Origin of the sequence: Bradyrhizobium sp. SZCCHNS1022, from assembly GCF_032484835.1 — a bacterium.
GTDB lineage: Bacteria > Pseudomonadota > Alphaproteobacteria > Rhizobiales > Xanthobacteraceae > Bradyrhizobium.
In genome coordinates this window covers 112,793-139,086 of record NZ_JAUETT010000008.1, presented here as the reverse complement: position 1 = coordinate 139,086, position 26,294 = coordinate 112,793, and the positions used below count along the sequence as shown (strand labels likewise).

The window sequence follows — 26,294 nt, the reverse complement described above, 5'->3', positions numbered from 1 at the left end:
AAGGCCGCCTATTGGGGCGGCCTTTTGCTATTGAAAGCCGATCGGCTTCAAATGACGATCACCCTGGTACCCACATTGACGCGGCCATACAGGTCGATCACATCCTCGTTGCGCATCCGGATGCAGCCGGACGACACATTGGTCCCGATCGTCCAGGGCTCGTTGGAGCCGTGAATCCGATACAGCGAGGACCCCAGATACATCGCGCGCGCGCCGAGCGGGTTCTGCGGCCCGCCTTCCATGTGCCGCGGCAGGTCGGGCCTGCGGGCCAGCATCTCCGCCGGCGGCGTCCAATCCGGCCACTCGCGCTTGTTGGTGATGGTCTTGACGCCCGACCAGGTGAAGCCGGGACGGCCGACACCGATCCCATAACGCAACGCCTTTCCGTCTCCCTGAACCAGATAGAGGAACTTGTTGGGCGTATCGATCACGATCGTGCCCGGCCGTTCTCTGCCGTCATACTCAACGATCTGCTTCTCGTATTTCGGATCGAGCGGGCGCTGCGGATCATAAGCCTCCTCCTGCTCGGGGACTGCCCCGCCGGAGCGCTCCGGCTCATAGTAGGACGGCTGCTGCTGATAGATCGGCCGCTCCGCCGGATCGTCGCGGTAGCCCCGTCCCTGCGGGTCGCCAAACAGGAATTCGATGAAGCCCCCACCCATGCGCGAACGCTCGACATAGGCGGAGCGGACGGGGGCGCTCTGCTCCGGTGGGCCGGCATAGATCACGGTCGGCTGCTGAAATCCCGCGGCGTCGATCGCCGCGGCCCGATCGACCGCCATACAAGAGAAGCACGCGCCGGCAATCAGCGCTGGAAAGATGGACTTGAACATCGACGTACTCTGTACTGTTTCGTCTTGAAGATTGTTCATCGCGCGGGGTCGAGCATCCGCCCGCGCATGCCGCCAACTAAGATCAAAAGCCGATCGGTTTGGTAAACACGGGCCGTGTTTTGATTCACCATCGCGCCAAGCCGGGGCGGATTCGGCGGCTAGCGTTTATTTTGGATGAAGGGCTCATCGGCATGGTTAACCGCGGCTAACCGCGGCCGCAAACACGTGTCCGTTGAGAGTTTCCGTTGTGAACGTGATGTTAAATAGCGTTCGCTTAGAACAGACTGAAGTTGAGGACAGGGATTATCTCATGTCGGTTCGCAAGCGTTTTCGTATCGAAGAAGGAATTCTCGGCCATATGCCCGAGCCCGATTTCGCGGGCGGCGAGATTGGCCCGCAGCACAAGGAAATCATGGACGAGCTCCGCGCGATCCGCACTCAGATGGCCAATGTCATGCGCAACGGTGGCACCAGCTCGGCAAACGCCGCGATCGAAGAATCCGCAGCTCGCGAGGTCGCCGAAGCGCGCGCGCTGCTCGAGACCTACCGTGCGCAAATCGAGCAGTGCGAGAAGCTCAAGGTCGAACTCGACCTGATCCACGACGCGATCAACCGCACCAAGGGCGAGATCGCGGTACTCCATGCCAAGAGCTTCGACGGCCAGGAAATGGCCAAGGTCAATGGCGAACTCGGCGCGGTGGTCGGCGGCACCGAACAGGCGACCCAGCAGATCCTCGAAGCGGCCGAAGCGATCGACCAGGCGGCGAGCGCGCTAGCCAAGGTCGACTCGGCGGATCAGCAGCGAATCCTTTCCGAGGATATCCAGGAGCGCGTGGTCTCGATCTTCGAGGCCTGTAACTTCCAGGACCTCACCGGTCAGCGCATCAACAAGGTGATGACCACGATGAAATTCATCGAGCACCACATCGTGGTGATGATGGAGATCTGGGGCGGCGTCGACGCCATCAAGGCGCATACCCCTCCGATCGTGGACACCCGCGAGGGCGATGCGCGCCTGCTCAACGGCCCGAAGGCTGAAGGCGAGGTCGGCCATGCCTCGCAGGACGACATCGACGCCATGTTCAACTGAGCCATCGACCGCGCCGGACGGAGGGTCCGGCGTCAGGGCGAGAGACAAAACGCCGGCACAATGCCGGCGTTTTTCATTTTGATGGATGAAGACCGTCCAACGGTCGGTTCGATCGTCAGGCCCGCGGCCCACAACGGACATAGACCATGTTGCCGTAGCGGGTCGCGGCATCCTTGTCGACGAAACGGGTCACCAGCACCCGCCCGTCGAACGACAGCACCTCGCGATCCTGCTCGCCGCCGGGAGGCCCGGCCGGGCCGATATAGTTCTTGCCGCTGGATGAGCCTTTCAGCCGCAGCTCCTGCGGCGTGGCCTGATCGGCGAGATGCATCACCACGCCGCCCGAAGTGCCGGCCCCGATCGTATAGGGCTGCTTGCACTGCGCCACCGCCATCTTCTCGGTGCGCGCGCGGTCGGTGGGGTTCTGATACGAGGCGAGCCCCCACTTGCCGACCAGCTCATCGGGGCGGATCGTCGACGGGACCTCAGGTTCGACGCCGGGTTCGGGCGCGACGGGAGCCGAGGGCGATAGGCTGAAGCTGCTGCACGCGGCGAGAAAGATCGTGAGCGCTGAAGCGATTCCCAGATTGGCAACCGCCCGCGCGCACCGTGAACTCTTCATGGGATCCCCTTAGAAACAAGATCATGGCTGCCCCGTCCGGCAACCAAGCGCAAATCAGGCGTAAGGGCAACGACGTCGGATGCCGCCGTTGCCTCGCCACCATGGTTTACCCCAGGTAGCATCTTATAACAGCCTCAAGAACGGCTTAACCGGTTTGCTTGACAGGATCGGCGTCAAGCCATATTTCCCGAGCGACCTTAGCACTCGGAGGGCACGATTGCCAAAGGGGCGAGTCAGTTGGCGCCAGCTTCGCGCTAAATGTGGCCGCATTCAGATTCTTTTCCGACAGCAACCCCGTTCGAAGCGCCCGCAAAGGGAAACGTCATGGCCAAATCGAAATTTCGTCCGCTGCACGACCGCGTCGTGGTGAAGCGTATCAGCGCCGAGGAGAAGACCAAGGGCGGCATCATCATCCCCGACACCGCCAAGGAAAAGCCCTCGCAGGGCGAAGTGGTGGCTGTCGGCCCCGGCGGCCGCGATGAAAGCGGCAAGCTGGTGCCGATCGACCTCAAGGTCGGTGATCGCGTGCTGTTCGGCAAGTGGTCCGGCACCGAAGTCAAGCTCGACGGCGAGGAACTCCTGATCATGAAGGAGTCCGACATCATGGGCGTGCTGGCCTGATCCCCTTCGCGCCCCGCGCGTCCAAGCGCGACGGGGCGACAGATTTTGCAAACCTCATCAGCCACCGAAGGGCGGACACAGCCCTGGCGATGAGGTCCCACCAGAGGAACATTCAAAAATGGCAGCCAAGGACGTCAAATTCGCCGGAGACGCGCGCGATCGCATGCTGCGCGGCGTCGACATTCTCGCCAACGCCGTCAAGGTCACGCTGGGTCCGAAGGGCCGCAACGTCGTGATCGAGAAGAGCTTCGGCGCCCCCCGCATCACCAAGGACGGCGTCACCGTCGCCAAGGAAATCGAGTTGGAGGACAAGTTCGAGAACATGGGCGCGCAGATGCTGCGCGAGGTCGCCTCCAAGACCAACGACACCGCCGGTGACGGCACCACCACCGCGACCGTGCTGGCCCAGGCCATCGTGCGCGAGGGCGCCAAGGCGGTTGCCGCCGGCATGAACCCGATGGATCTCAAGCGCGGCATCGACATCGCGGTGGCCGCCGTGATCAAGGACATCGAAAAGCGCGCCAAGCCGGTCGCCTCGTCCTCCGAGGTCGCCCAGGTCGGCACCATCTCCGCCAATGGCGACGCCGCGATCGGCAAGATGATCGCCCAGGCGATGCAGAAGGTCGGCAACGAGGGCGTCATCACGGTCGAGGAGAACAAGTCGCTCGATACCGAGGTCGACATCGTCGAAGGCATGAAGTTCGACCGCGGCTATCTCTCGCCCTACTTCGTCACCAACGCCGAGAAGATGACCGCCGAGCTCGACGACGTCTACGTGCTGCTGCACGAGAAGAAGCTGTCCGGCCTGCAGGCGATGCTGCCGGTGCTCGAAGCCGTGGTGCAGTCGGGCCGTCCGCTGCTGATCATCGCCGAGGACGTCGAGGGCGAGGCGCTCGCGACCCTGGTCGTCAACCGCCTGCGCGGCGGCCTCAAGGTCGCCGCCGTCAAGGCGCCGGGCTTCGGCGATCGCCGCAAGGCCATGCTCGAGGACATCGCGATCCTGACCGGCGGTCAGCTGATCTCGGAAGACCTCGGCATGAAGCTCGAGAACGTCACCATCAAGATGCTCGGCCGCGCCAAGAAGGTCGTGATCGACAAGGAGAACACCACGATCGTCAACGGCGCCGGCAAGAAGGCCGACATCGAGGCGCGCGTCGGCCAGATCAAGACGCAGATCGAGGAGACCACCTCGGACTACGACCGCGAGAAGCTGCAGGAGCGGCTGGCCAAGCTCGCCGGCGGCGTGGCGGTGATCCGGGTCGGCGGTGCCACCGAGATCGAGGTCAAGGAGAAGAAGGACCGCGTCGAGGACGCCCTCAACGCGACCCGCGCCGCGGTGCAGGAAGGCATCGTCCCCGGCGGCGGCGTCGCGCTGCTGCGCGCCAAGAAGGCGGTCGGCCGCATCACCAACGCCAATTCGGACGTCCAGGCCGGCATCAACATCGTGCTGAAGGCGCTCGAGGCTCCGATTCGCCAGATCTCCGAGAACGCCGGCGTCGAGGGCTCCATCGTGGTCGGCAAGATCCTGGATGAGAAGTCCGAGACCTTCGGCTTCGACGCCCAGACCGAGGACTATGTCGACATGGTCGCCAAGGGCATCATCGACCCGGCCAAGGTGGTCCGCACCGCGCTGCAGGACGCCTCGTCGGTCGCCGGCCTCCTGGTCACCACCGAGGCCATGGTCGCCGAGCTGCCGAAGGAGCCGGCACCGGCCATGCCGGCCGGCGGCGGCATGGGTGGGATGGGCGGCATGGGCTTCTGAGCCTGCCCTTTCGCACCTGCCAGAGATGACGAAGGCCGCCTCCGGGCGGCCTTTTTCTTGCGAAAGATGAGTGAGGCGCGGACCAACCGTTCGGAACTTCAAATTCGCCACACGCGATTTGCTTAAGGCGGATCACGGCGGATATGTAGCGGACCTCGAAGTCGGGACATTCGGGTCATTCGATTCTTACCCAAAGCAGGATTTTCATGATGCGCGCGATTTTGCTTGCTGGTGCCGTGGTTGTCGCGGCAGTGCCGGAACTCGGTTGGTCCCAGAGCAAGGTGGGCAAGACTGCCCCAAGCACGAGCGAGACCAGATACTTCACCGCGATCGACGGGCTGATGGACGGCAATGCGGATGTGATCCTGAAGGAAACCAGGCAGGGCAAGACAATCACCGCGGCGACGCTGGATGTCTGCTATCCGGTGGAGAAGAATTCCGAACGCAAGGATCGCTTCGTGGCCAATCTGGCGGTGAACGGCCAGACACTGACCGGCACCGCGCAGAGCAACGGCACCAAGGATCCCGTATCGGTCAAGCTGACCCAGAAGGCCAGCGGCGACACGTTCGAATTCCGCGGCCAGATCACGGTCGGCAAGACGGTCACGGAAGTTGCCTCGACGGACAATTCCGACATCAGCGAAAAGGAGTTCCAGGACAGTCAGTCGACCGACGACGGTATCGTTGCGCAGCCGAAGGATTTCACCGACGTGTCGCCGGAAGCCGTCGCCGTGCGCATCAAGCTGGATGCGGCGCTCGATTTCCTGAAGAGCCTCAGGGGCCAAGACGTCGAGCTCGGGCTGTCCAGCCTGACCGTTGGCTGCGATGCGCTGCGTGCGGGTGAGCAGACCATCAGCATGACCGTCGATCCCGATCGCGCCCCGGCGCTGATCGCCAAGGCGCGAACGATGAACGGAGTCGTCACTGCCGGCTGGACGGCGGGTGCCGTCGAGATGGACCGCACCTTGCGTTTCGCCGCGGCCGACTGGCGCGATGGCGACAAGATCAACCGGGACAAACTGGCAGCGACGGTCTCCGACGTGCTCGCCAAGAGCTACGGCGCCAAGGCCGTGGCTACGACCTGGAGCCCTGTCTCCGGCAAGATGAAGCTCACCTTCAAGCGGCCGAGCCAGTTGATGCCGGGCCTCGATCTCACCGAGGTCATCGAAGTCACCGGCTTGGTCGCACCGGACAAGCCGGGTGAATCGGATGCCTTGATGTTGTGGGTCGGCAGTCCCGTCACGACCACGGTGGACGAGGCCGGCGGCGCAAAATTGATCCTGGCGGAGGAATCGTCCGGGGACGAGGAAGGCGACCAACGCGACGATGGCGGCACCATCGCTGAGCTGGCCAAGGTGCTGAAGGCGAAACGCTGGGACGCCGACAACTCCGTCTGGAAATAACTGCGGACCCGATCCGCCCGGTCGCAGCCGAACCTGCGACCGGGCGCGTCCACGGGCTCAATTGGTATTGAGCCGAAAGTGAAGCGTCTTCGGTCCGACGAAGAAGATCGAATCACCCTGCCGTTTCCAATTCGTTGCTGCCGTCAGTGCGGCAATCAGCTCGTCATCGGCCTGCGCGCGCGAGGCCGGGCAATTGCGATCCTCGATGGTTCTGGCCAGGAAAATCACGCTGTCGCCCGCGACCGAGAACTGCCCTTTCGCGCCTTTGCACCACAGCTCCAGCACGGTCTCGCCGTTGTCGCCAATATCGAGATCGGGCACCCGCTTCGATCCAGGTTGCGGCAGCGCGTCGAGGGTCATCTCCATGCCGAATGGAAAGCCCGCGTCGGCACGGGCCGCCTGCAAGCCTGCTATCGCGACAAACAACACGGCCACGCATCCAGCAGCCCCTCGCTTCACAGAAACCATAGCCCCCTCTCGATCGTTCAACGTTCGCCTTCATCCACAGGCGATCACGGCGGCGGCACGGCTCCCGCATAATTGTGACCCAAAAATAGCAATCCCCGCGCGAGCTGGCCTCGCGCGGGGATTTTTCCAAAGTGAAGCGGCTTTACTTCAGCACCATCGCCGTGAACGGATAGACGTAAGCCTGCAGCGTCACGAAGATGCCGACCAGGCAGGCCAGCACGATCGAATGCAGGAAGACGTAGCGCAGGATCGAGCTTTCATGCCCGTACCAATTGGTCGCAGTAGAGGCGACGACGATCGACTGCGCGTCGATCATCTTGCCCATCACGCCGCCGGACGAGTTCGCCGCCGCCATCAGAATCGACGGCAGGCCGAGCTGCTCCGACGTGATCTTCTGCAGATTGCCGAACAGCACGTTTGAAGCGGTGTCCGATCCTGTCAGTGCCACGCCCAACCAGCCCAGCAGGGTGCCGAAGAACGGATAGAGCACTCCGGTTGCAGCGAAGGCGAGACCAAGCGTGGCGTCGACGCCGGACAGCCGCGTCAGCGTTCCGATCGCAAGCATCGCCGAGATGGTGATCAGCGAGATCGCGCAGAGCCTGATCGTCCGGCCATATTCAGCGATGAGCTTGCCGGGCTTCACCCCCATCAGGAAGCCGGAGATGATCGCCGCGATCAGCATGCCCGTGCCGGTAAACGACAGGTAGGTGAACGAGAACACCGCTCCCTCCGGCGTCGGCTTCGCCGCAACCGGCGGCATCTTGTAGATCATCTTGTCCAGCTCGGGCACGGCGTAGTTCCAGGTGAAGATCGAATTCGCCCAGGTCTTGAAGCCGCCATTGCCCCAGATCAGCATCACGATGCAGACGATGATCCACGGCAGCAATGCGCTCCACAGCTCGGCTTGCGTCAGCGGCGTGCGATCGAGCGGCTTCGGCGCGGTCATGGTCGCAGCCGATTCGTCGCGGCCACGCAGGGCGGGCGACAGCCACAATTGCTTCGGCTGCCAGACCCGCAGGAAGAGGATCAAGGTGCCCATCGAGATCAGCGAGGCGCCGATATCGACGATCCAGGGGTTGACGTAGTTGGAGATCAGGAATTGCGGGACCGCAAAGGAGATGCCGGTGACCAGCACGGCCGGCCAGACGTCCTTCATGCCCTTCCAGCCCGCGAATGCCCACACCACCCAGAACGGAACGATCAGGGAGAACACCGGCAGTTGGCGTCCGACCATCGCGCCGAGAATGTAGGGATCGAGACCCGTCACCGAAGCGAGGCCCTGGATCGGCGTGCCCAGCGCGCCATAGGCCACCGGTGCGGTGTTGGCGATCAGCGACAGGCCGGAGGCCGCCAGCGGCGAGAAGCCGAGGCCGATGAGCACGGCACCGGTGATCGCCACGGGCGTGCCGAAGCCGGAGGCGCCTTCGAAAAATGCGCCGAAGGAAAACGCGACCAGCAGCAATTGCAGTCGCCGATCCTCGGTCACGCCGCCGACCGCACGCTTCAAGAGTTCAAAGCGGCCGGTCGAAACCGTAACCTGGTAGAGGAAGATGACGTTCAGCACGATCCAGCCGATCGGGAAAAAGCCGGTCACGATGCCGAGCACGGTGGCCCGGATCGACATATTGGGTGGCATCGTGAAGATGAAGATCGTGATCAGGTTGGTCACGATCACGGCGATGATGGCCGCGATATGCGCCTTCACCTTGCCGCTGGCGATCAGCACCAGCAGCGTGACCACAGGGATTGCGGCCGCGATGGTCGACAGCGCGGCGCTCCCGAGTGGGTTATAGATTTGGTTCCACATGACTTTCCTCCCCAACTCCCCATTTGAGCTTCTTGGGCCTTTGCCCGGCAGGGCGGGTCAGGCCGATATGGCGCCGGGGGCGCGAATCACGCCGGAACACGGAATGTGATCACATGCTTGGCAGCGCCAAACTGTGCTCAAATTCTCGCGAAATCTTCGGCAGTTCCCACCCCGCGCCGTGGCCCATGCTAGGGTCTGAGGCAACTGAACCACAAGTGAACCCCGGTCGCGCCGCTTACGACTTTAGTCTACCCTCCATGAGGGTCCACCCCGGCTATTTGCGCCGCGGCATTCTTTCCCGGTTGGGGGCCATGAGCCCTGTCTTCGGAGCAGTCAGCTAGTGAACAATCTGCGCTCGACCATCGCCATCGTCTGGCGGATCGCCATCCCCTATTTCCGGTCCGAGGACAAGCTCGCCGGCCGGGTTCTGCTCGCGGCCGTGATCGCGATCGAGCTCTCGCTGGTCGCCATCCAGGTCCTGGTCAATGAGTGGCAGAACCGGTTCTACAACGCCCTTCAGCAGTACGACTGGAACACCTTCGTTTGGCTGATCGGCGTCTTTCTCGTCCTCGGAGCGGCCTTCATCGTCCTGTCGGTCTACCAGCTCTATCTCAATCAGTGGCTGCAGATCCGCTGGCGACGATGGATGACCGAGGTCTATCTCCGCCGCTGGCTCGACGGAGCCAACCACTATCGGATGCAGCTCAAGGGCGATGCGGCCGACAATCCCGACCAGCGCATTGCCGAGGACGTCAAGCAGTTCATCGAGCAGACATTGGGCATCACGATCGGTCTGCTCAGCTCGATCGTGTCGCTGGCGTCCTTCGTCGTCGTGCTGTGGGGTCTGTCAAACGCCGCTCCGCTGCGCCTGTTCGGCGGCGAAGTCGCGATCCCCGGGTATCTCGTCTGGATCGCCTTGATGTACGCGATTTTCGGCACCGCGCTCACGCAGTGGATCGGCTCTCCGCTGGTCAACCTCAATTTCGAGCAGCAGCGGTTCGAAGCCGATTTCCGCTTCAATCTGGTCCGTGTCCGTGAAAACTCCGAGCAGATCGCGCTGTTGAGAGGCGAGCAGGCGGAGCAGGGACAGCTGTCGACGCGCTTCGGCCGCGTGGTGAACAACTGGTACCAGATCATGAGCCGGACCAAGCGGCTGACGGCATTCACAGCCGGCTATTCGCAGGCGGTCGTGATCTTTCCTTATGTCGTGGTTGCACCCGCCTATTTCGCCAAGACGATCGCGCTGGGCGGCATGATGCAGACTGCTTCCGCGTTTTCGACCGTACAAGGTGCATTGTCGTTTTTCGTCAGCGCATACCGAACGCTTGCTGATTGGCGCGCGACAGTCGCCCGCCTCGACGGCTTCGAGATGTCGATCGACAGCGCGATATCGCTGTCCAGCGAGCCGGAAACCGTCGACCTTGTCAGTGCGGCCGGCCGCGACGCGATCGAGATGGAGCAGCTGCTGCTCAAACTTCCGAACGGCCTGCCGTTGATCTCGGCGGATGGCTTCAGCATTCGCGGCAGTGAAAGCACCCTGGTGACCGGCCCATCAGGGGCAGGCAAGTCGACCTTATTCCGCGCCATCGCCGGCGTCTGGCCATTTGGCGCCGGCGTCATCAGCGTGCCCGCGCATACCAAGCTGATGATGTTGCCGCAGCGGCCCTATTTCCCGATCGGGGCTCTGAAAGCGGCGATCGTCTATCCGGCGCCGTCCGATGCCTTCAGCGATGACCAGGTCAGGGCTGCGCTCGCGGCGGTGGGGCTGCCGCAGCTCAGCGAGCAGCTGGAAGACGACGGCCACTGGAATCGCACGCTGTCGCTGGGCGAACAGCAGCGGCTCGGGATCGCGCGGGCGTTGCTGCATGCGCCTCAATACCTGTTCCTGGACGAGGCGACGGCCTCCCTGGACGAGCCGTCCGAGGCCACGCTCTATCGCATGCTGCAGGAGCGCCTGCCCGATACCACCATCGTCTCGATCGGCCATCGCTCGACGCTTCACGAGCTTCACGACCGCAGGGTCGAACTGACCCGCGAGGGCGATCGGTTTGCCCTCCGCAACAAGGACCAGCAAGCGAAAGCCTACTCCGCCGGAGGCGGCGAGTAGAGGAACGGCGAAGCCGCTGGCGGCCTACGGTGCGGAGTTGGCCTGTTGCAGGCTGCAACGGAGGTATTGCTGGCGTTGCGCATGTCGCAATCCACCGCCGTCCAGTGCCAACGGCGGAGCTGGAGCGATGCGCTCGCGAGCGCCCATCATCGGCTTCCCCGCGAAGTCCCGTTGGTTCGCATGTCGATCCGACGCCCGCCGCGTGCTCGCCTTCGATTGATCCTCACGCAAAAGCAAAGGGCGGCAGATCGCTCTGCCGCCCCTCGTCCTCAGGTCTTGAGGACTGAACTTACTTCAGATTGCTGATCGCCGTCAGGTCGAACGAGAGCTTGGCGATGCCAGCCGCGCCGCACCAGTTCGAACTGGCTCCCAGCGGATTGTTGCCGGTAACGGGCGCCGCTCCGACGGTCGCGTTGAAGGCACCGGTGAAGACGCTGCAATCACCCTTCGACAGGTTGGTGTCGGAGTAACGCAGGTCGAGCGTGAACACCTTGTAGGTGAAGCCGATGCCGACGTTCCAGGTGTTGTAGTCGGCGTAATGGATGCCATTCGGGAATACCGCAGTGCCGTAGAAGCTGTCGGTGGTGCCGAACCACTGACGGCCGAACTCACCGGAGACATACATGCCGACGCCGCTCGAACCGAACAGATCAGCCGGCGCGGTCCACTTGCCGGTGACCGAGGTGTAGTTGCCCCAGGCGCCGGAGTTCAGGAAGCTCGGCGTATAGAACTCGGTGAAGCCGACGGCCCAGTTGTCGTTGATGGTGTAGGTGCCCTTGCCGTAGACCTCGAAGAAGCTGACGTCCTTCTTCATGGTGTTGCCGTTGAGCAGGAAGTTGGTGGCGCACTCAGTGCCCTGGAAATTCCCGGCGAAGTCGAACCCGGTGCCACCGAACTGGCAGGTGCCGCCCGGATACAGATAGCCCCACACGCCGATGTCGAAGGCGAAGGCGCCGAAGGTCGGGCGGATACCGCCGTAGACGTCGATCTCAGCCGCGGCGCGGTTGGCGAAGGAAATGCTCTCGCCGGAGACGCCCAAATAGAGCTGCAGGTCCTTGGTGACGTTGTAGCGCGGCTCGATGTAGGCGGCGACCGACGGCTTGTGGTTCGACTGGGTGACGCCGCGGAAGATGTAGTCGTTCATGATCGCGCCGCCGAAAGCGACATCCCAGGGCTCGAAGGCCGGAGCCGGAGGCGCCTTCAGAGCTTTCATCGGCAGATCCGCCGCGAAAGCCGACCCCGATACCATTGCCAGCGCCGTTGCCAACAAAGTCCATTTCCGCATGACGATCCCCATCACCTAGCTTCCAAACATCAGTCCGATTTCCGATCCCCCCGGGACACAAACAAACCGACTGCGTCAAACCATCGGCAATTTGTGTCAGGTCCCAGGCATTGGAGAAGCAAAAAAGCGCGGCATTTGCCGCCTTTTTAGGCGTTTTGGCGCTTCTACGGCAGGTTGTCGGCAGCTGTTGCATTTGAACAACAAACTTTACCGCGAGTAGAAGTATCGGGAATGCATCCGAGACATGACAGCCACACCAGGATGGCACGGGGCGCAGCCGAGCGAATCAGCCCGCGCATTTTGCGCCGGGCGTCGAGATCAATGTCGCGGCGGGAAACCCTGGCCCGCGAGTAGGTTCGAGCCAGCGCAAGCAAGTTCGAGCCGGCGCAAGCAAAAAGCCGCAGCAATCGCTGCGGCTTTCCGAATGATTCAAGCAGGGACTAGCTTCAGCTACCGGCCCGCGCCGGCGGCCGTTTCATCGTCGCCGGTTTCGACGGGCTCGGACGTCGGTCCCGCCCAGCTTTCACCCTGCGCCGATTCGGTTTCGGGCGTTTCGGCGTGGCTCATGTCGAAGATCGGCTCGGCTGGCGCGGCCTTCGGGGCGCGCTTCTTGGCGGCTTTCTTCTTCGGCGCCGGTACGGCTGCCGCCGCTTTCTTGGCGGGCGCCTTGGCCGCCTTCTTCGCCGCAGCCTTCTTGGCTTTCTTCGCCGGAGCCTTGGCTACCTTCTTCGTCGCCTTCTTTGCAGCTTTCTTCGCGGTCTTCTTGGTGGCTTTCTTGGCTGCCTTCTTCGGAGCCTTTTTCGCTGCCTTCTTTGCAGACTTCTTGGCGGATTTCTTCGCCGTCTTCTTGGCTGCCTTCTTGGCCTGCGCCATCAGCTTCTTTTTCTTTTTATCCTTCTTGTCTTTCTTGTCCTTTTTGTCTTTCGCCATCGTGATCCTCCTGTTGCCGCCGAGCATTCCGGCGGACGCCGGATGGGGCCGGCTGGTCGCGCACGACGCCCATCGCTCAATTGATTCCTGGCCGAGGACCGCCCGTCGCCCAGTCGAGAAGCTCAATCGTGTGGACCACAGGAACTGACGTGCCACTGGCGATCTGCATCATGCAGCCGATATTGCCCGCAGCAATCACATCCGGCTTGACGGTTGCGATGTTGGCGACCTTCCGATCACGCAGCCTCACCGCGATGTCAGGCTGGAGAATGTTGTAGGTCCCCGCCGAACCGCAACACAAATGACTCTCCGGCACATCTTTCACTACGAATCCCATCTTGGAAAGTAATTCTTTCGGAAGGGCCGTGATTTTCTGACCATGTTGCAGCGAACATGCGGAGTGATAGGCCACCACGATCTCAGCTTTAGGTGCGGCCGATCTCAGTTCGATCGCGCCGAGATACTCGGTGATGTCCTTGGCCAAGGCCGAGACGGTCGCGGCGGCCGCGGCATATTGCGGGTCTTCCCGCAGCATATGGCCGTAGTCCTTGATCACGGTTCCGCAGCCGGATGTGGTCACCAGGATGGCGTCCAGGCCGCCGCGATCGCGCTCCGCGGTCCACGCCCGGACGTTGGCGCGGGCCCGCGCCAGCGCGTCTTCGTCCCGTCCCATGTGATGAGTTAGCGCGCCGCAGCATTGCTCGTCCCGGACCAGCACCACCTCGACGCCGTGCCGCGTGAGCATGTTGATCGCGGCCTGATTGATGCGCGGCGCCAGAGCCTGTTGCGCACATCCCTGCAGCAGGGCGACCCGGCCACGGCGCTCGCCCTGGGCCGGAAACACCGCGCCGCCGGCGGGGCCTGGCGGCGGCAGCTCGGCCGGCGCCAGGTCCAGCATGGCCCGCACCCTGCGGAGCAGGCTCGGTGTGGGGCCACTCGACGCCGAGGGCTTGGGCAAGAGGGCGGTCACCGGCCGCCCCAGCCGCGCAAGCCGCGTGGCGAGCCGAAACGCCTTGGGGCTCGGCAGGACGGCGGCGAGCACGGCCCGCAGCAGTCGATCGGCCAGCGGCCGCCGATAGGTCTTCTCGATCCGCACCCGCGCCTGGTCGACCAGGTGCATGTAGTGGACGCCGGACGGACAGGTCGTCATGCAGGACAGGCACGACAGGCAGCGGTCGATATGCTTGACGACGTCAGCGGTCGGGGCCTGGTCCTTCTCCAGCATCTGCTTGATCAGGTAGATCCGGCCGCGCGGGCTGTCGAGCTCGTCGCCGAGCAGCACATAGGTCGGACAGGTCGCGGTGCAGAACCCGCAATGCACGCAGGCCCGCAGGATCTTGTCGGCGACCGCGATATCGGGATCGGCAAGCTGCGCCAGGCTGAATTCGGTTTTCATGGCGCAACACTCCGCCGCAGACGGCCGCGATTGAGAATGGCTTTCGGATCGAAGGAGGCGCGCACGCGCTCCTCGAGCGCGGCCACACCGGCCGATTGCGGCTGGAAGACGTCCACCCTGTGCCGGACGTCTTCGGATGCGCGCAGCAGCGTCGCGTGGCCGCCGGCGGCGCCGACATGCCGGCGCACCTGCGCCGCCGCGGCTTCGGGCTGCGGCGGCAGCGCCAGCCAGATCAGGCCGCCGCCCCAATCGTAGATCACCTGCCCGCCCGTCTCCCGCGCGAGAACCTGGCCCAGCCTGCCGCCCGAGCCCGGCGGACAGACGATGCGCCACACCGGCCAGGTCCCGAGCGGACCGTGGGCGGCGAACGGCAGCACGTCGCGCACGGCGCTCCAGATTGCGGCCGATGCGTCATCCTCAAGGATCTCGGCCGTTCCGAACGGCATCAGCTGCTTGGCAAGCGAGGCGGCGCGATCCACCGCCGACGCGGTGATGCCCTCCAGGCGCAGCAGGGTCATGGACTGTCCCGGAGCAGCAATTTTCTTCAGCCCGTCGGCCTCCGTGCCGGACAGCGATGCAGGCAGATGCGCCGCCCCCGACACGTCGAAGGCCGACCCAAGTGCCGCCGTCATCGCCTGATTGGCCCTATCGGCGTCCAGGCCGCGCAGCACCAGCGTCCGCTCGGCCTCGGGACGCGGCATCACCTTCAGCGTCACCTCGGTCATGACCGCGAGCGTGCCCCAGGACCCCGCCAGCAGCTTGCAGAGGTCGTAGCCGGTGACGTTCTTCACCACCTTGCCGCCGGTCTTGAAGCTCTCGCCGAAGCCGGACACCGCGTGCGCGCCGAGCAGATGATCGCGCGCGCCGCCGGCCTTGATCCGGCGCGGACCGGCCAGCCCGGCCGCGATCATGCCGCCGATCGTCCCCCTGCCCGGCAGGCCCAGCAGCGGCCCGGTATCGACCGGCTCGAAGGCGAATTGCTGGCTTTTCGAATCGATCAGCGACAGCACGTCGGCGAGCGGCGCGCCGGCCTGCACGGTGATGATCAGCTCGTTCGGCTCATAGGCGATGACGGCGTTCAGCGCCGAGAGGTCGAGCACCGCATTGGTGGCCATCGGCTGGCCGATTGGCCGCTTCGAGCCGTGCCCGATGATCTCGAGCGGCTGATCGCCGGCGATGGCGGCGCGCACCGCCTCCTCGACATCGGCTGCATTCCGTACTTTGAGGGCGTCCACCACTGCTGCCTTGCTTGTTGATGATCCCAGGCGGCCGCGCAAGGCGCCGCCACCGGCGTTGGAATCCTTCTAGAGCATGATCTGCGAAAAGTGCAGCCCGGTTTTGGCCTCGCGACAAACGCCGTCCGGCGTTTGCGCGGAGATCGTGCTCAATCAAGCAGATGAGATCATGATGCGATCCCTGCCAATCGCATCATGATCCCGAGCGTTGGAGGCCGGACACAAGGGTGGGCGTGACGGAACGTGCAGCCTGCACACGGCGCATCCGGCTCGACGCCGCGGAACGCTTGGGCGCTCGCGTCATTCCGCATCCATTGTTCATCCGCGATCGAACTATCCGCTACCGAAACGGAGCTATCGATGGCCTCGCGGAACCCCGAACGAGAGGATGACGACAATGGCGCGATATGCAATCGACACGACAACGGTGAACGAGGCCGTCAGCGGCGGCGGCCTGCTGGTGGTGGCGCAATGGGAAGCCAGGGACGGCGAGGCCGACCGCGTCGCCGAGATCCTGTCACGCTTCCTCCCCGAGGCGCAAAAGGAGCCCGGCGCCCAATTGTTCCTGATCTCCCGCGCCAAGGACAACCCGGCGCAGTTTCTGTTCTACGAGCTGTTCCGCGACGAGGCCGCGTTCCAGGCGCACCAGGAGAGCGCCCACTTCAAGACCTATATCGCCGGCCAGGCCCTGCCCCTGCTGGCGCGGCGGGAGCGGATGCAATACGGGCTGATTTAGACGAGCGCTTTCAAAGCCTCGGTTCCTATCGATAAGGAAATGTAGACCCTCGCTGTCATCGTCCGCGAAAGCGGACGATCCAGTATCCAGAGGCCGTTGTGGGTCACCGAGAAGCCGCGGCGCGCTGGATCTCACTCATCTTGATTGAGCCATAAGCATTTTGTATATACAAAATACTTATGCAAATCGTTTGAGATGAACCGAAGCGCATCGCAAACATTGCCAAACACCGCTTGAATTTCGCCAATTTGACCGATGAGTTCTTTGCGAACGCCCTGGTGCTTTCCGCAAAAGGCGGTCGTGACCCGAGCGATCGGAACGGATGCAAGCGGCGTGATCTCGGTCGTCTTCGCCGTTCTTGGCCTCGAAGGACTCTCGGTGATTTCGATGCGCGCGGCTTCGAAGAAGGAGAGGAAGCTGTCCAATGCCAAGAGCTAAAGCGAAACCCGCCTACTCGAAGGCAGACATGAAAGCCGTCTCGGATAACCCGGAATTGACCGAGAAGGATTTCGCCAGGGGCAAGCCATTTTCTGAAGTCTTCCCTGACCTTGCGAAAATGATTCCCCGGCGCGGTCCACAAAAGCAGCCGACAAAGATCCCGGTGAATATCCGCTTGAGCCCCGCCGTCGTGAAGTATTTCAAATCGAAGGGCCGGGGCTGGCAAACGAAGATCGATGACGCCCTGGTTGAGATCGTCACGAAGAAACCAGCGAAGAAGCGCAAGGCAGCGAAGAAGTCACCTCGCCAGGCGGCGTGAGCGACCGGTGAAGGTCACGTCGCAATTGGTATTGCGGTCGAGGGTCCGATCGCGACATGGGGATCGGTCATGTTGGCCTCCGTAAATGCAAACGGGCCGTTTAATGAATTTGACCGAGCGAAAGCGAACTCCATTTCTTGCGCTGGAGTCCACGCCTAACGGAGACGAGCCCCACAAGCCGCCTGATGACTCCCATCGGACAGCCGGAAAGCGAGCGCCCGTGGTTGACGGATGAAATTTTTCCAAGCGAGCACCAATTGCCACAGGCCTGTTTTCTTCTACGCTGAGATAAGAAGGGGAGCTGAGGCGCGCCGCGAATCAGCAGAGTCCGACAGCCGTTGATTGGGTCCACCGAACGAATACAGTTGAGCCATATGTCCAAAATCGTCGAAGATCTGATCCATTTTGTGGAATATGCGAGCGCCCTTGAGGGCGATGAGAAGGGTGAGGCGCAGGTTTTTTGCGATCGTCTTTTCCAAGCCTTTGGCCACGGTGGGTACAAGGAAGCTCAAGCGACGCTTGAGTTCCGCATTAAGAAGGCTTCGTCAAAGGGCACTAGTTTCGCTGATTTGATGTGGAAGCCTCGTCTTCTGCTTGAGATGAAGAAGAGAGGCGAGAAACTTCATCTGCACTATGGGCAGGCCTTCGACTACTGGCTAAACGCGGTACCCAACCGACCACGTTACGTGGTGCTCTGTAACTTTGACGAATTCTGGATATATGACTTTGACAAGCAACTCGACGAACCTGTCGACGTCGTTGCGTTAGCAGATCTTCCGAAGCGTTATACGGCTCTCAACTTCTTATTCCCGGACGATCGAAAGCCGCTTTTCAACAACGACCGAGAGGCCGTTTCCCGGGAAGCTGCGAACTCAATGGCGATGCTCTTTAAGAAGCTGACCCATCGCTTGTCCAATCCTGTTCCCCGCGCGCAGGCTCAGCGTTTCGTTCTGCAAACGGTCATTGCGATGTTTGCAGAAGACATTGATCTGCTGCCCGCAGGCACGGTTAAGGGTATCGTCGACGACTGTTTTGAACACAAGCAGAGTTCTTACGATCTCTTCGGCGCGCTTTTTAATCAGATGAATAATCCCAAGTCGGCGCCGGCCGGACGATTCAAAGGCGTCCGCTATTTCAACGGCGGCTTGTTTTCAAAGGTGGAGCCCATCGAACTGACGAACGCCGAACTTGAATTAATCGGCGGTGATGACGGCGCCGCGCTGATGGATTGGTCCAAGGTCAATCCTGCCATCTTCGGTTCGTTGTTCCAGCAGAGCATGGATGCGGACGAGCGACACGCGTTAGGAGCGCACTTCACCTCCGAGGCTGACATTCAACGGATCGTCGGGCCAACGATCGTTCGGCCATGGCGTGAACGGATCGATCAAGCCAAGACAGCGAAGGAATTGTTCGAGTTACGCCGCGAGCTGATGGACTTCAAAGTCCTCGACCCCGCCTGCGGGAGTGGAAACTTCCTTTATGTTTCTTTTCGCGAATTGGCGCGTCTTGATCTTCGTATCCTTACGCGAGCCGAGGAGATGTTGACTCCGAAGGAGTTTGCAAATCGGGCGAAGCCCCATCTGTGCGATAAGTCCGAAACAGTTCTACGGGCTCGATATCGATACCTTTGGTGTCGAGTTGGCGAAAGTCTCCTTAATGATGGCGAAAAAGCTGGCCCTCGACGAAGCAGTCGCAGTTTTATCCCACGATCAAGCCCAGTTTGCCTTCGTAGATGAAGATGCGCTACCGCTCGACAATCTTGATGGTAACGTGCAGCGTGCCGACGCCGTCTTTTGTGACTGGCCCACGGTCGATACAATTATCGGCAATCCACCGTTCCAGTCCAAGAACAAGATGATAGACGAGTTCGGGCGGCCTTATGTAAATCGTGTTCGTGCTGCGCATCCCGAAGTGCCGGGCCGGGCCGATTATTGTGTTTACTGGCTTCGAAAGGCCCACGATCAACTTCAGCCAGGACAGCGTGCAGGTCTAGTTGGTACGAACACAATCCGACAGAACTACAGCCGCATTGGTGGACTTGATCATATCGTTCGCCACGGCGGCACAATAACCGAAGCTGTGAGCAGCCAGGTGTGGTCCGGTGATGCCGTCGTGCACGTCTCGATTGTCAACTGGATCAAGGGAGAACAACCGGGTTCCAAAAAGCTTTTCAAGCAAAATGGAGACCAGCTCAGCAGCCCCTGGGAGGTCCGGGAAGTCGATACGATCAACTCAGCATTGTCCTTTGGTATAGACTTAAAGGATGCAGCGGCACTCACCGTAAACGCTAAGTCAGATGCCTGCTATCAGGGCCAGACGCATGGACATGACGGCTTTTTGATGAGTCTCAACGAGGCGAAGCTCATGATAGCAGGCGAGCCGTCACTCGCTCAGGTTCTTTTCCCTTTCCTGATTACAGATGATTTGATTGGGACTGCATCCGGCAAACCTTCGCGATACGTCATCGATTTTGGCAAGCGCTCCCTTCTAGAGGCGCAAGGTTACAAAGAGCTCTTCAAGAGAATTGAGAAGCGCGTATTGCCCGACCGGAAAAAATCGGCTGCCAAGGAAAGGGCCGAAAATGAAAAGGCCTTAAAGGAAGATTCCAAGGCGAAAATCGCTAAGGACCATGCGAGCGCGCTTGAAAAGTGGTGGTTGCTATTTCGAGCTAGAGAAAAAATGCTCTCTGCCACTGCAAAGCTGCCGCGCTATATCACATGCGGCCGCGTAACCAAACGCCCAATTTTCGAATTTATTGACCCAGCGATTCATCCCAATGACTCGCTGACCGTATTTCCACTGGCCGATGATTACTCTTTTGGTGTTCTGCAATCCGGAATTCACTGGCAGTGGTTCAACGAACGTTGTTCCAGCATGAAAGCTGACCCGCGATACACCTCCAACACCGTGTTCGACAGTTTCCCTTGGCCACAAGATCCAAAGCCTAAAGCGGTAAGGGCTGTTGCTGAAGCAGCCGTTGCTCTTCGAAATTTACGGCACGAGCTGCTGAAAAAGCACAACATGGGGCTTCGCGAACTGTACCGCACGATCGAAACACCTGGCTCGCATCCGCTTAAGGATGCGCAGGCAAAGCTGGACAAAGCGGTGCGTGAGGCCTTTGGAATGCCGAAGGGTAAGGATGCCATCCAGTTTTTGTTCGACCTCAATCAAGAGCTCGCCGCAAAGCAAGAAAAAGGGCAAGACGTCCGCGGCCCAGGTCTTCCCACATTCATCAATAATCCCGCCGCGTATATTACTTCAGATCGCATAACCCCCTGAGGCATGGGCAACAAATCCAGAGAATTTGCTTTGAAAATTGTGAATAGCCCCCGTGATCCAGTCTTCCGGTATCGCATCCAACCGAAGACGTCTGCAAGTCTCCTGCTGTGAGAAGCGCAGGAGCAGTTCGCTAAATCCCACGGGTTCGGTGGGGTTGCGGCCGATCAGAACCTGAACCTCGCGATAACATTTCAGGTCGAGCGGTTCGAACCCGCAGAGGGATTCGCGCCGACCAAGCCTTATCTTACGTGACTGCGCTGGTACGATGCCGATGCGGACTAGAGCAAACCTCTTCCTAACGCCGCGGAGGATGTACCTAGCGGATTGAGTACGGCTATCGACGTATGCCCTCTAGCGCCGCGCGGAAGCGCGGCTCCGCCAACCTACGGCGCGCGCGACGAAATGGGCGGGCACACTTACCTCCTGCGCGACCGCAAGCGAAATATGTCGGAGTTCAGCCGGGCAATTGCTCGGCTGTCTCGCGCTAGGCGCCCCCATTCCACTCTTTCAATTTCGCCATGAGGACAAGTAACGCCGCATAGGGCTCGTTCACGTGCTTAGACTCGTAAAGGTCGAGTTCGCTTTGCGCGAGGATCTTGATATGCACATTATTGCGATGCAGCCACAATTGCTTCAGCGTTGCGCATTGCTCTTTCGTTATCCAGCCTTCTTCCTCTGCTTTTTTGAGCCGCGGCTGCACGCCAGCTCCGTTCTTTGCCGAAAGCACACTATTTTTTGGCAACCCTGGTACATGCAGTGATACCTCGAGGATCGTGCCGAGCGTCACAATAGCTGACTTCAAAGTCATTTGCTTTCCGACGCTTGCAATGTCGGTGCGAGACGCCAACCACCAGAGCACATCCAGAAACATAAAACCGTAAGCGCAACTACTAATCTGGTCGCGGTTGAGATAGGCGGGACACCGTTCCCGATACGAATTGGCAGTCCCAATCATGCCTCGGGGAAATTTTATCTTCGCGTCGGCTCGCAGTTTGCGGCCGCAGTAATCGTGAATACCTTGAACAAGCGAGCTGGCGTGAGCCACCGCCACATTGAGTTCTGCATCAGTCATGATTGCCATGCGAAATCCTGATGGTGCCTGGGGGAGCCGCCCCATTACGGTGCCGCTGCACTTAATAATATTGTTATGGGGCGAAGAAATTATATAGGACGACGACAGCGCCACGACGCCCCTGCAGTTCAGTGCACTGAAATTCAGTTCGCTCGTTGCGGCTAAGCGCCGTTGAGCCCGCGGCCTCCGCGGAACAGACACCCCGGAAAGGACCTCTCCGAGGCGTCGGGCAAATCACCTTTGCGATTTTGCGCGATCTTACTACACAAAGGCGGTCGACGGAGGTCAAAATCGCCAGCGCAGAAAAACTAATTTCGCGAGCTATTTCAACGCACATCGGCAAGCCTCCGCTAGGCACCGAAAATTTCCTATTTCGTTTTTCCAGAAATCGTGCGATCCTCCACGCATCCTGCTTCGCCGAGAGGGACGTACGCGCGGTCGTCACGATACGTGAGGTGGGGATGCGGTGGCCGTGTCGGGTCGCAGCGTGGCAGCATGATCCGGAAAAGTGCGAAGCGGTTTTCCGATAAGATCATGCTCAATCAAAGCCATGCCGACGAACGACTGCGACGCGGACGTGAAATCGTGTGGGCCTGGCCTCCCGGTGCTGAGGCCTAGCGCAACGCGCAAGCGTTGTCGCAACGCGATGAAGCTTTGCTTCACGCGGACGGGGGCAATCGAGCCGGTCCCCGGGGCGAGCACGTATAAGCGTTAAAACCAGCGCGCGGGGAATGCCGGATGCTCGGCTGAACCTGTGGTGACTGCCGCCTGCTTTTTGTTTGCAGGCGGGCCATGGGTGAGGCCTTCACCCGGCATTCCCCGCGCCCTCTCGATGGTTTCGAAGGGTGTGTCGGTCGCAACACTCGGGCAGATGACGCCGCGGGAATGCGAAGTCATGTCCAATGCTGAGATGTGAACCTGGATCTGATGCGATGATGGAAATCGCCGTGGCATCGGCCATGCCATTCCCTCCCCGTCGGCCGACGCGATCGCATATGTTGTCAGCGTTTTTGAAAATGCATCCACATCGTCATGGCCGGGCTTCGACCCGGCCATCCACGTCTTTCTTCCCCTCGGGGGCCAAGACGTGGATGCCCGGCACAAGGCCGGGCATGACGAGATCGTGGGCCGACTTGTCAAAACTGCGAACAGCGAATCCGCGGCCTGACCGCCATATGCGACCGCCATGCTCCCCGGAGCGCGGTTCAGAACCGCGGAATGTCCGGGAAGGCGAGCTTGCCGCCATGGACGTGCATGCGGCCGAGTTCGGCGCAACGATGCAGGGTCGGGAAGACCTTGCCGGGATTGAGCAGGCCTTGATTGTCGAAGGCACACTTGACCCGCTGCTGCTGATTGAGGTCGATCTCGGTGAACATCTCCGGCATCAAATCGCGCTTCTCGATGCCGACGCCATGTTCGCCGGTCAGGACGCCGCCGAGCTCGACGCAGCAGCGCAGGATATCGGCGCCGAAGGCTTCCGCCCGCTCGATCTCGCCGGGCTTGTTGGCATCGTACAGGATCAGCGGGTGCAGATTGCCGTCGCCGGCATGAAAGACGTTGGCGCAGCGGAGCTGGTATTTTTCGGACAGTTCGCGGATGCGCGCCAAGGCCTTCGGCAGCGCGCCGCGCGGAATCGTGCCGTCCATGCAGAGATAATCCGGCGAGATGCGGCCGACGGCCGGAAACGCCGCCTTGCGGCCGGCCCAGAACAGATTGCGTTCGGCTTCCGAGGTCGAAATGCGGCAGGTGGTCGAACCGCAGCCATTGGCGATCGCTTCGACGCGGGTGATCAGTTCGTCCACTTCGACTGCCGGCCCGTCGAGCTCGATGATCAACAGCGCCTCCACGTCGAGCGGATAGCCGGCATGGACGAAGGCTTCCGCCGCGTGAATGGCCGGCTTGTCCATCATCTCCATGCCGCCGGGGATGATGCCGGCACCGATGATGCGCGCGACGCATTCGCCGGCCGCCTCGACCTCGGCAAAGCCGACCATCAGCGCGCGCGCCGTTTCGGGCTTCTGCAGGATGCGCACGGTGACTTCCGTGACCACGCCGAGCAGGCCTTCCGATCCCGTGATCAGCCCCATCAGGTCGTAGCCTGCGTTCTCCGCGCACTTGCCCCCGATTCGCAACACCTCGCCCGTCATCAGCACGAACTCGCAGCCGAGCACGTTGTTGGTGGTCATGCCGTATTTCAGGCAATGCACGCCGCCCGAATTCTCCGCGATGTTGCCGCCGATCGAACAGGCGATCTGCGAGGACGGATCGGGCGCGTAGTAGAAGCCGGCATGCGCGACCGCCTGGCTGATCGCGAGATTGGTGACGCCGGGTTCGGTCACGACGACGCGGTTGTCGAAATCGATTTCGCGAATTCGCTTGAACTTGCCGAGGCCCAGCAGCACGCCATCCGCAAGCGGCAGCGCGCCGCCCGACAGCGAGGTTCCCGAGCCACGCGGAACCACCTTGATGCCTTGCTCGTGGCAGTATTTCAGAACTTTCGAGACCTGTTCCGTCGAGTCCGGCAGCACGACGACCATCGGAGGCTGCCGGTAGGCCATCAGTCCATCGGACTCATAAGGAAGCATCTCGGCAGGGCTGTCGATGACGCCTTCGCCCGGTACGATAGCGCGCAAGGCGGCGACGATTTCGCTGCGGCGCATCAGCACCGCCTGATCGGCTTCCGGCATCTTGATGGCCATAGCGGCTCTCCCAGCGTTTCGATTTATCGAGCCATATCAATCACAACGACAGCGGCTTGGATAGGCTGCGAGACCCGCTTTCGATCTTTGCTGCTGCGCAAACAGATCGGAAAGATTGATAACTCCAACGGGAGCGTGGCGGCTTGTCTCTGCGGAAACGTCATGCCACAACCGCAGTGCACATTTGTCTCGCAACCACAGAGCCTGAAAATCCATGAACAAGCTGACTTTGAGTGCGCTCGTTGTCATCACCGCATCGTCGCTGGCTTCCGCTGCGCTGGCGGAGGATCTGGCGGCCGGCAAGACCTCGTTCAACAAATGCCTGCCCTGTCACTCGATCGGCGAAGGCGCGAAGAACAAGGTCGGCCCCGAGCTCAACGGGCTCGATGGCCGCAAATCGGGCACCGTAGAGGGCTACAACTATTCGGATGCCAACAAGAACTCCGGCATCACCTGGAACGAAGCCCAGTTCAAGGAATACATCAAGGATCCGAAGGCCAAGATCCCCGGGACCAAGATGACCTTCGCCGGAATCAAGAACGAGAACGAGGTCAACAATCTGTGGGCCTACATCTCGTCCTTCGACAAGGACGGCAAGCAGAAGCAGTGATAGACGGCGATGTTGCAGCGCCGCATGGCGCTGCACATTGGCTCTGTGAGCAACAGCGCCTGATCATAGCCCCGGTCCCGCGGCCGGGGCTTTTTCATGCCGAGCGATCAGAGCCCCGCCGGCAACGCGTCCGCGGGCGCGATCCCGGCGACCATCCGATCGATCTCGCCGATCACGAGCTCAGGCACCGCGTTCTGCACCATGTGCCCGAGACCCGCCCGCACGATCAGCCTGGTCTGCGGCACGGCCTGGGCAAACGGGCGCGAATGGATATCCGTAAAGACAGTCCGGTCGGCGTCGCCCGCGATGATGGTGACCGGGACCTTGATCTCGCCATAACGCGGCACCTGCTCGATGACCGCCTGCTTGAGGGTCACGAGATCCTGCGCATTGGCGATGAATTCCCGCGGCCGGAGCAGCAGGGGCGTTGCGGTCCGATCCAGGAAATCCTCCGGCACGGGCTGGGGCAGGAACACGCTCCTTGCGGCAGGCCTCGCCAGCAACAGGCCGAGCGGCAGCGTGATGGTATGGGCGAGGAGCGGCCCAAGGAGAGGCGTCGTGACGGCCTTGTTGTACCGGCCGACGCCGCCACGCCAGGGATAGGCCACCGGCGCCAGCATCACGAGGCCGGCCACGCGCTCCGGGAAATCCAGCGCCATCCGGGCGCCAAGGGCGCCGCTCCAGGAATGGACCACCAGGATCACGCTGGTGATGCCGAGCTTCTGCAGCGCATCCGTCAGCATCCGGGCCTGGGCGGCGGGGGTCGAATCCTGCACCCGGTCGCGATCGCTCCAGCCATGGCCGGGACGGTCCACCAGGAGCACCCGGTACCGCTTGGCGAGGAGATCGCCAAGCGGCTGGCGCATGGCTTCGAGGTTCGAACTCGCGCCGTGGAGCAGCAGGAGCGGCGGCGCATCCGGCCTCTCGAAACCGATATCCACAAGATTAATGTTCGCGCCGTCGATTTTGATCGCCGTGCCCTGTGCCGGGTAGCGGCGCTCGACCAGCGCCACTCCAAGACGCGTGACCGCAGCAAGCAACCCCAAAGCGCAGATAATGACTATTGAAATCATTGATAATTTTCTGCCCGTCACATTCCCGATACGAAGTCAGCATGGCAAAGGTTGCGAATCATCGCTGCTCTGCAGCCGGTTACGCGCGGGAAGGCTGTCATCAGCGCGTCGTCGGCCATTTTATAACCATGGTCCGGACTTTTTGTTGGACGTGGGCGCATGCCAAGAACCGTTCGCGATCCGATCCATCCACGTGATTCACAGCAACAAGGATCGGAGTGCCGGAGTTAGTCGAGTAGGTTTTGGGAGGGGGTATCCGATGAGTTTACGTTCAAGCGAGGCGGCTATCGACGAGATCGTCGCGAGCTGCAATGGTGATCTGCGTGGCGCACTGAAGGCGCTCCTCTTGGTCAACGAGCACCTGGAAGCGGAAATTGCCCAGCTCTATGCGGCCGCCGCCCAATACGGCCTGACCGAGCGTCGCAGCAACGCGCTGCACTGATCGCGGCCTGCGAAGGTTCCGATGACGGGTGTGCGGGGAAATTGATCGCAAGCTCAATTCGCCGCGC

The 26,294-nt window shown here is 61.5% G+C and carries 24 protein-coding genes; 11 read left to right on the top strand and 13 right to left on the bottom strand.

The genetic code is table 11. The features are described 5' to 3' along the window. Window positions 1-47: 47 nt before the first annotated feature. Entirely contained in the window at window positions 48-833 is a 786-nt protein-coding gene (locus tag QX071_RS32925; protein ID WP_315706634.1) for a L,D-transpeptidase, read from the bottom strand. Window positions 834-1,143: 310 nt separating this feature from the next. Here QX071_RS32925 and QX071_RS32920 point away from each other — a divergent pair, with 310 nt between their 5' ends. Next, a complete protein-coding gene (locus QX071_RS32920) occupies window positions 1,144-1,923 on the top strand; it encodes a protein phosphatase CheZ (protein WP_315706633.1) in 780 nt (259 codons plus the stop codon). A 115-nt stretch (window positions 1,924-2,038) separates the two neighbouring features. Here the strand turns inward: QX071_RS32920 and QX071_RS32915 are convergent, their stop codons facing one another. Continuing rightward, complete coding sequence (locus QX071_RS32915; protein WP_315706632.1) at window positions 2,039-2,545, bottom strand: hypothetical protein; 507 nt, start codon at window positions 2,543-2,545, stop codon at window positions 2,039-2,041. A gap of 324 nt (window positions 2,546-2,869) precedes the next feature. On the opposite strand from QX071_RS32915, the gene groES reads away from it, so the two are divergent. From groES to QX071_RS32900, 3 genes are all read left to right on the top strand, one after another. Further along, window positions 2,870-3,166 carry a co-chaperone GroES gene (gene groES / locus QX071_RS32910; RefSeq protein ID WP_315706631.1) on the top strand — a complete coding sequence of 99 codons (297 nt, stop codon included), beginning with the start codon at window positions 2,870-2,872 and terminating at the stop codon, window positions 3,164-3,166. 118 nt (window positions 3,167-3,284) lie between these two features. Further along, window positions 3,285-4,928: a chaperonin GroEL gene (groL, locus tag QX071_RS32905; RefSeq protein ID WP_315706630.1), complete on the top strand. Its 1,644-nt coding sequence runs from the start codon at window positions 3,285-3,287 to the stop codon at window positions 4,926-4,928. A gap of 209 nt (window positions 4,929-5,137) precedes the next feature. Continuing rightward, window positions 5,138-6,331, top strand: a complete 1,194-nt coding sequence (locus QX071_RS32900) for a hypothetical protein (protein ID WP_315706629.1) — start codon at window positions 5,138-5,140, stop codon at window positions 6,329-6,331. A gap of 57 nt (window positions 6,332-6,388) precedes the next feature. On the opposite strand, the gene QX071_RS32895 is transcribed toward QX071_RS32900, so the two are convergent. Next, complete coding sequence (locus tag QX071_RS32895) at window positions 6,389-6,799, bottom strand: hypothetical protein (protein WP_315706628.1); 411 nt, start codon at window positions 6,797-6,799, stop codon at window positions 6,389-6,391. A gap of 142 nt (window positions 6,800-6,941) precedes the next feature. Next, the gene (locus QX071_RS32890) at window positions 6,942-8,606 is read right to left on the bottom strand and encodes an L-lactate permease (RefSeq protein ID WP_315706627.1); all 1,665 of its coding nucleotides are present in this window, start codon (window positions 8,604-8,606) and stop codon (window positions 6,942-6,944) included. A 340-nt stretch (window positions 8,607-8,946) separates the two neighbouring features. Between QX071_RS32890 and QX071_RS32885 the strand changes: the two genes are divergently transcribed. After that, window positions 8,947-10,713: an ABC transporter ATP-binding protein/permease gene (locus QX071_RS32885; RefSeq protein ID WP_315706626.1), complete on the top strand. Its 1,767-nt coding sequence runs from the start codon at window positions 8,947-8,949 to the stop codon at window positions 10,711-10,713. A gap of 289 nt (window positions 10,714-11,002) precedes the next feature. Here QX071_RS32885 and QX071_RS32880 read toward each other — a convergent pair whose 3' ends face one another. The 4 genes from QX071_RS32880 to QX071_RS32865 form a co-directional block, all read right to left on the bottom strand. Then, window positions 11,003-11,998: a TorF family putative porin gene (locus QX071_RS32880; protein WP_315706697.1), complete on the bottom strand. Its 996-nt coding sequence runs from the start codon at window positions 11,996-11,998 to the stop codon at window positions 11,003-11,005. A 450-nt stretch (window positions 11,999-12,448) separates the two neighbouring features. Further along, window positions 12,449-12,955, bottom strand: coding sequence for a hypothetical protein (locus QX071_RS32875; RefSeq protein WP_315706625.1), 507 nt, complete (start codon window positions 12,953-12,955; stop codon window positions 12,449-12,451). A gap of 49 nt (window positions 12,956-13,004) precedes the next feature. Further along, window positions 13,005-14,324 (bottom strand): glycolate oxidase subunit GlcF, encoded by a 1,320-nt coding sequence (gene glcF, locus QX071_RS32870; RefSeq protein WP_315727599.1) that lies wholly within the window; start codon window positions 14,322-14,324, stop codon window positions 13,005-13,007. Further along, entirely contained in the window at window positions 14,321-15,559 is a 1,239-nt protein-coding gene (locus QX071_RS32865) for an FAD-binding protein (protein WP_315731227.1), read from the bottom strand. Before QX071_RS32865 ends, glcF begins: the two co-directional genes overlap by 4 nt. 397 nt (window positions 15,560-15,956) lie before the next feature. On the opposite strand from QX071_RS32865, the gene QX071_RS32860 reads away from it, so the two are divergent. Beyond that, complete coding sequence (locus tag QX071_RS32860; protein ID WP_315729663.1) at window positions 15,957-16,295, top strand: putative quinol monooxygenase; 339 nt, start codon at window positions 15,957-15,959, stop codon at window positions 16,293-16,295. A 131-nt stretch (window positions 16,296-16,426) separates the two neighbouring features. On the opposite strand, the gene QX071_RS34175 is transcribed toward QX071_RS32860, so the two are convergent. Then, window positions 16,427-16,720: a hypothetical protein gene (locus QX071_RS34175; RefSeq protein WP_410052192.1), complete on the bottom strand. Its 294-nt coding sequence runs from the start codon at window positions 16,718-16,720 to the stop codon at window positions 16,427-16,429. A 41-nt stretch (window positions 16,721-16,761) separates the two neighbouring features. Between QX071_RS34175 and QX071_RS32850 the strand changes: the two genes are divergently transcribed. The 3 genes from QX071_RS32850 to QX071_RS32840 all read left to right on the top strand — a co-directional run bounded on the left by QX071_RS32850 (window position 16,762) and on the right by QX071_RS32840 (window position 20,331). Next, window positions 16,762-17,052 carry a BrnA antitoxin family protein gene (locus QX071_RS32850; RefSeq protein WP_315750854.1) on the top strand — a complete coding sequence of 97 codons (291 nt, stop codon included), beginning with the start codon at window positions 16,762-16,764 and terminating at the stop codon, window positions 17,050-17,052. 374 nt (window positions 17,053-17,426) lie between these two features. Further along, window positions 17,427-18,788: a type IIL restriction-modification enzyme MmeI gene (locus QX071_RS32845; protein ID WP_316172177.1), complete on the top strand. Its 1,362-nt coding sequence runs from the start codon at window positions 17,427-17,429 to the stop codon at window positions 18,786-18,788. After that, on the top strand, window positions 18,691-20,331 hold the full coding sequence (locus QX071_RS32840) for a type IIL restriction-modification enzyme MmeI (RefSeq protein WP_316172176.1): 1,641 nt from the start codon (window positions 18,691-18,693) through the stop codon (window positions 20,329-20,331). Before QX071_RS32845 ends, QX071_RS32840 begins: the two co-directional genes overlap by 98 nt. A gap of 484 nt (window positions 20,332-20,815) precedes the next feature. Here the strand turns inward: QX071_RS32840 and QX071_RS32835 are convergent, their stop codons facing one another. The 3 genes from QX071_RS32835 to QX071_RS32825 form a co-directional block, all read right to left on the bottom strand. After that, window positions 20,816-21,412, bottom strand: coding sequence for a hypothetical protein (locus QX071_RS32835; protein WP_315750852.1), 597 nt, complete (start codon window positions 21,410-21,412; stop codon window positions 20,816-20,818). A 702-nt stretch (window positions 21,413-22,114) separates the two neighbouring features. Continuing rightward, window positions 22,115-22,459 (bottom strand): hypothetical protein, encoded by a 345-nt coding sequence (locus QX071_RS32830; RefSeq protein WP_315750851.1) that lies wholly within the window; start codon window positions 22,457-22,459, stop codon window positions 22,115-22,117. Window positions 22,460-22,608: 149 nt separating this feature from the next. After that, window positions 22,609-24,102 (bottom strand): FAD-linked oxidase C-terminal domain-containing protein, encoded by a 1,494-nt coding sequence (locus QX071_RS32825; protein WP_315750849.1) that lies wholly within the window; start codon window positions 24,100-24,102, stop codon window positions 22,609-22,611. 214 nt (window positions 24,103-24,316) lie between these two features. Here QX071_RS32825 and cycA point away from each other — a divergent pair, with 214 nt between their 5' ends. Beyond that, the gene (cycA, locus tag QX071_RS32820; protein WP_315729667.1) at window positions 24,317-24,712 is read left to right on the top strand and encodes a cytochrome c-550 CycA; all 396 of its coding nucleotides are present in this window, start codon (window positions 24,317-24,319) and stop codon (window positions 24,710-24,712) included. A 107-nt stretch (window positions 24,713-24,819) separates the two neighbouring features. Here cycA and QX071_RS32815 read toward each other — a convergent pair whose 3' ends face one another. After that, window positions 24,820-25,785 (bottom strand): alpha/beta hydrolase, encoded by a 966-nt coding sequence (locus tag QX071_RS32815; RefSeq protein WP_315750847.1) that lies wholly within the window; start codon window positions 25,783-25,785, stop codon window positions 24,820-24,822. Between the two features lie 259 nt (window positions 25,786-26,044). On the opposite strand from QX071_RS32815, the gene QX071_RS32810 reads away from it, so the two are divergent. Then, entirely contained in the window at window positions 26,045-26,227 is a 183-nt protein-coding gene (locus QX071_RS32810) for a hypothetical protein (RefSeq protein WP_315706612.1), read from the top strand. The last annotated feature ends 67 nt before the right edge of the window (window positions 26,228-26,294 follow it).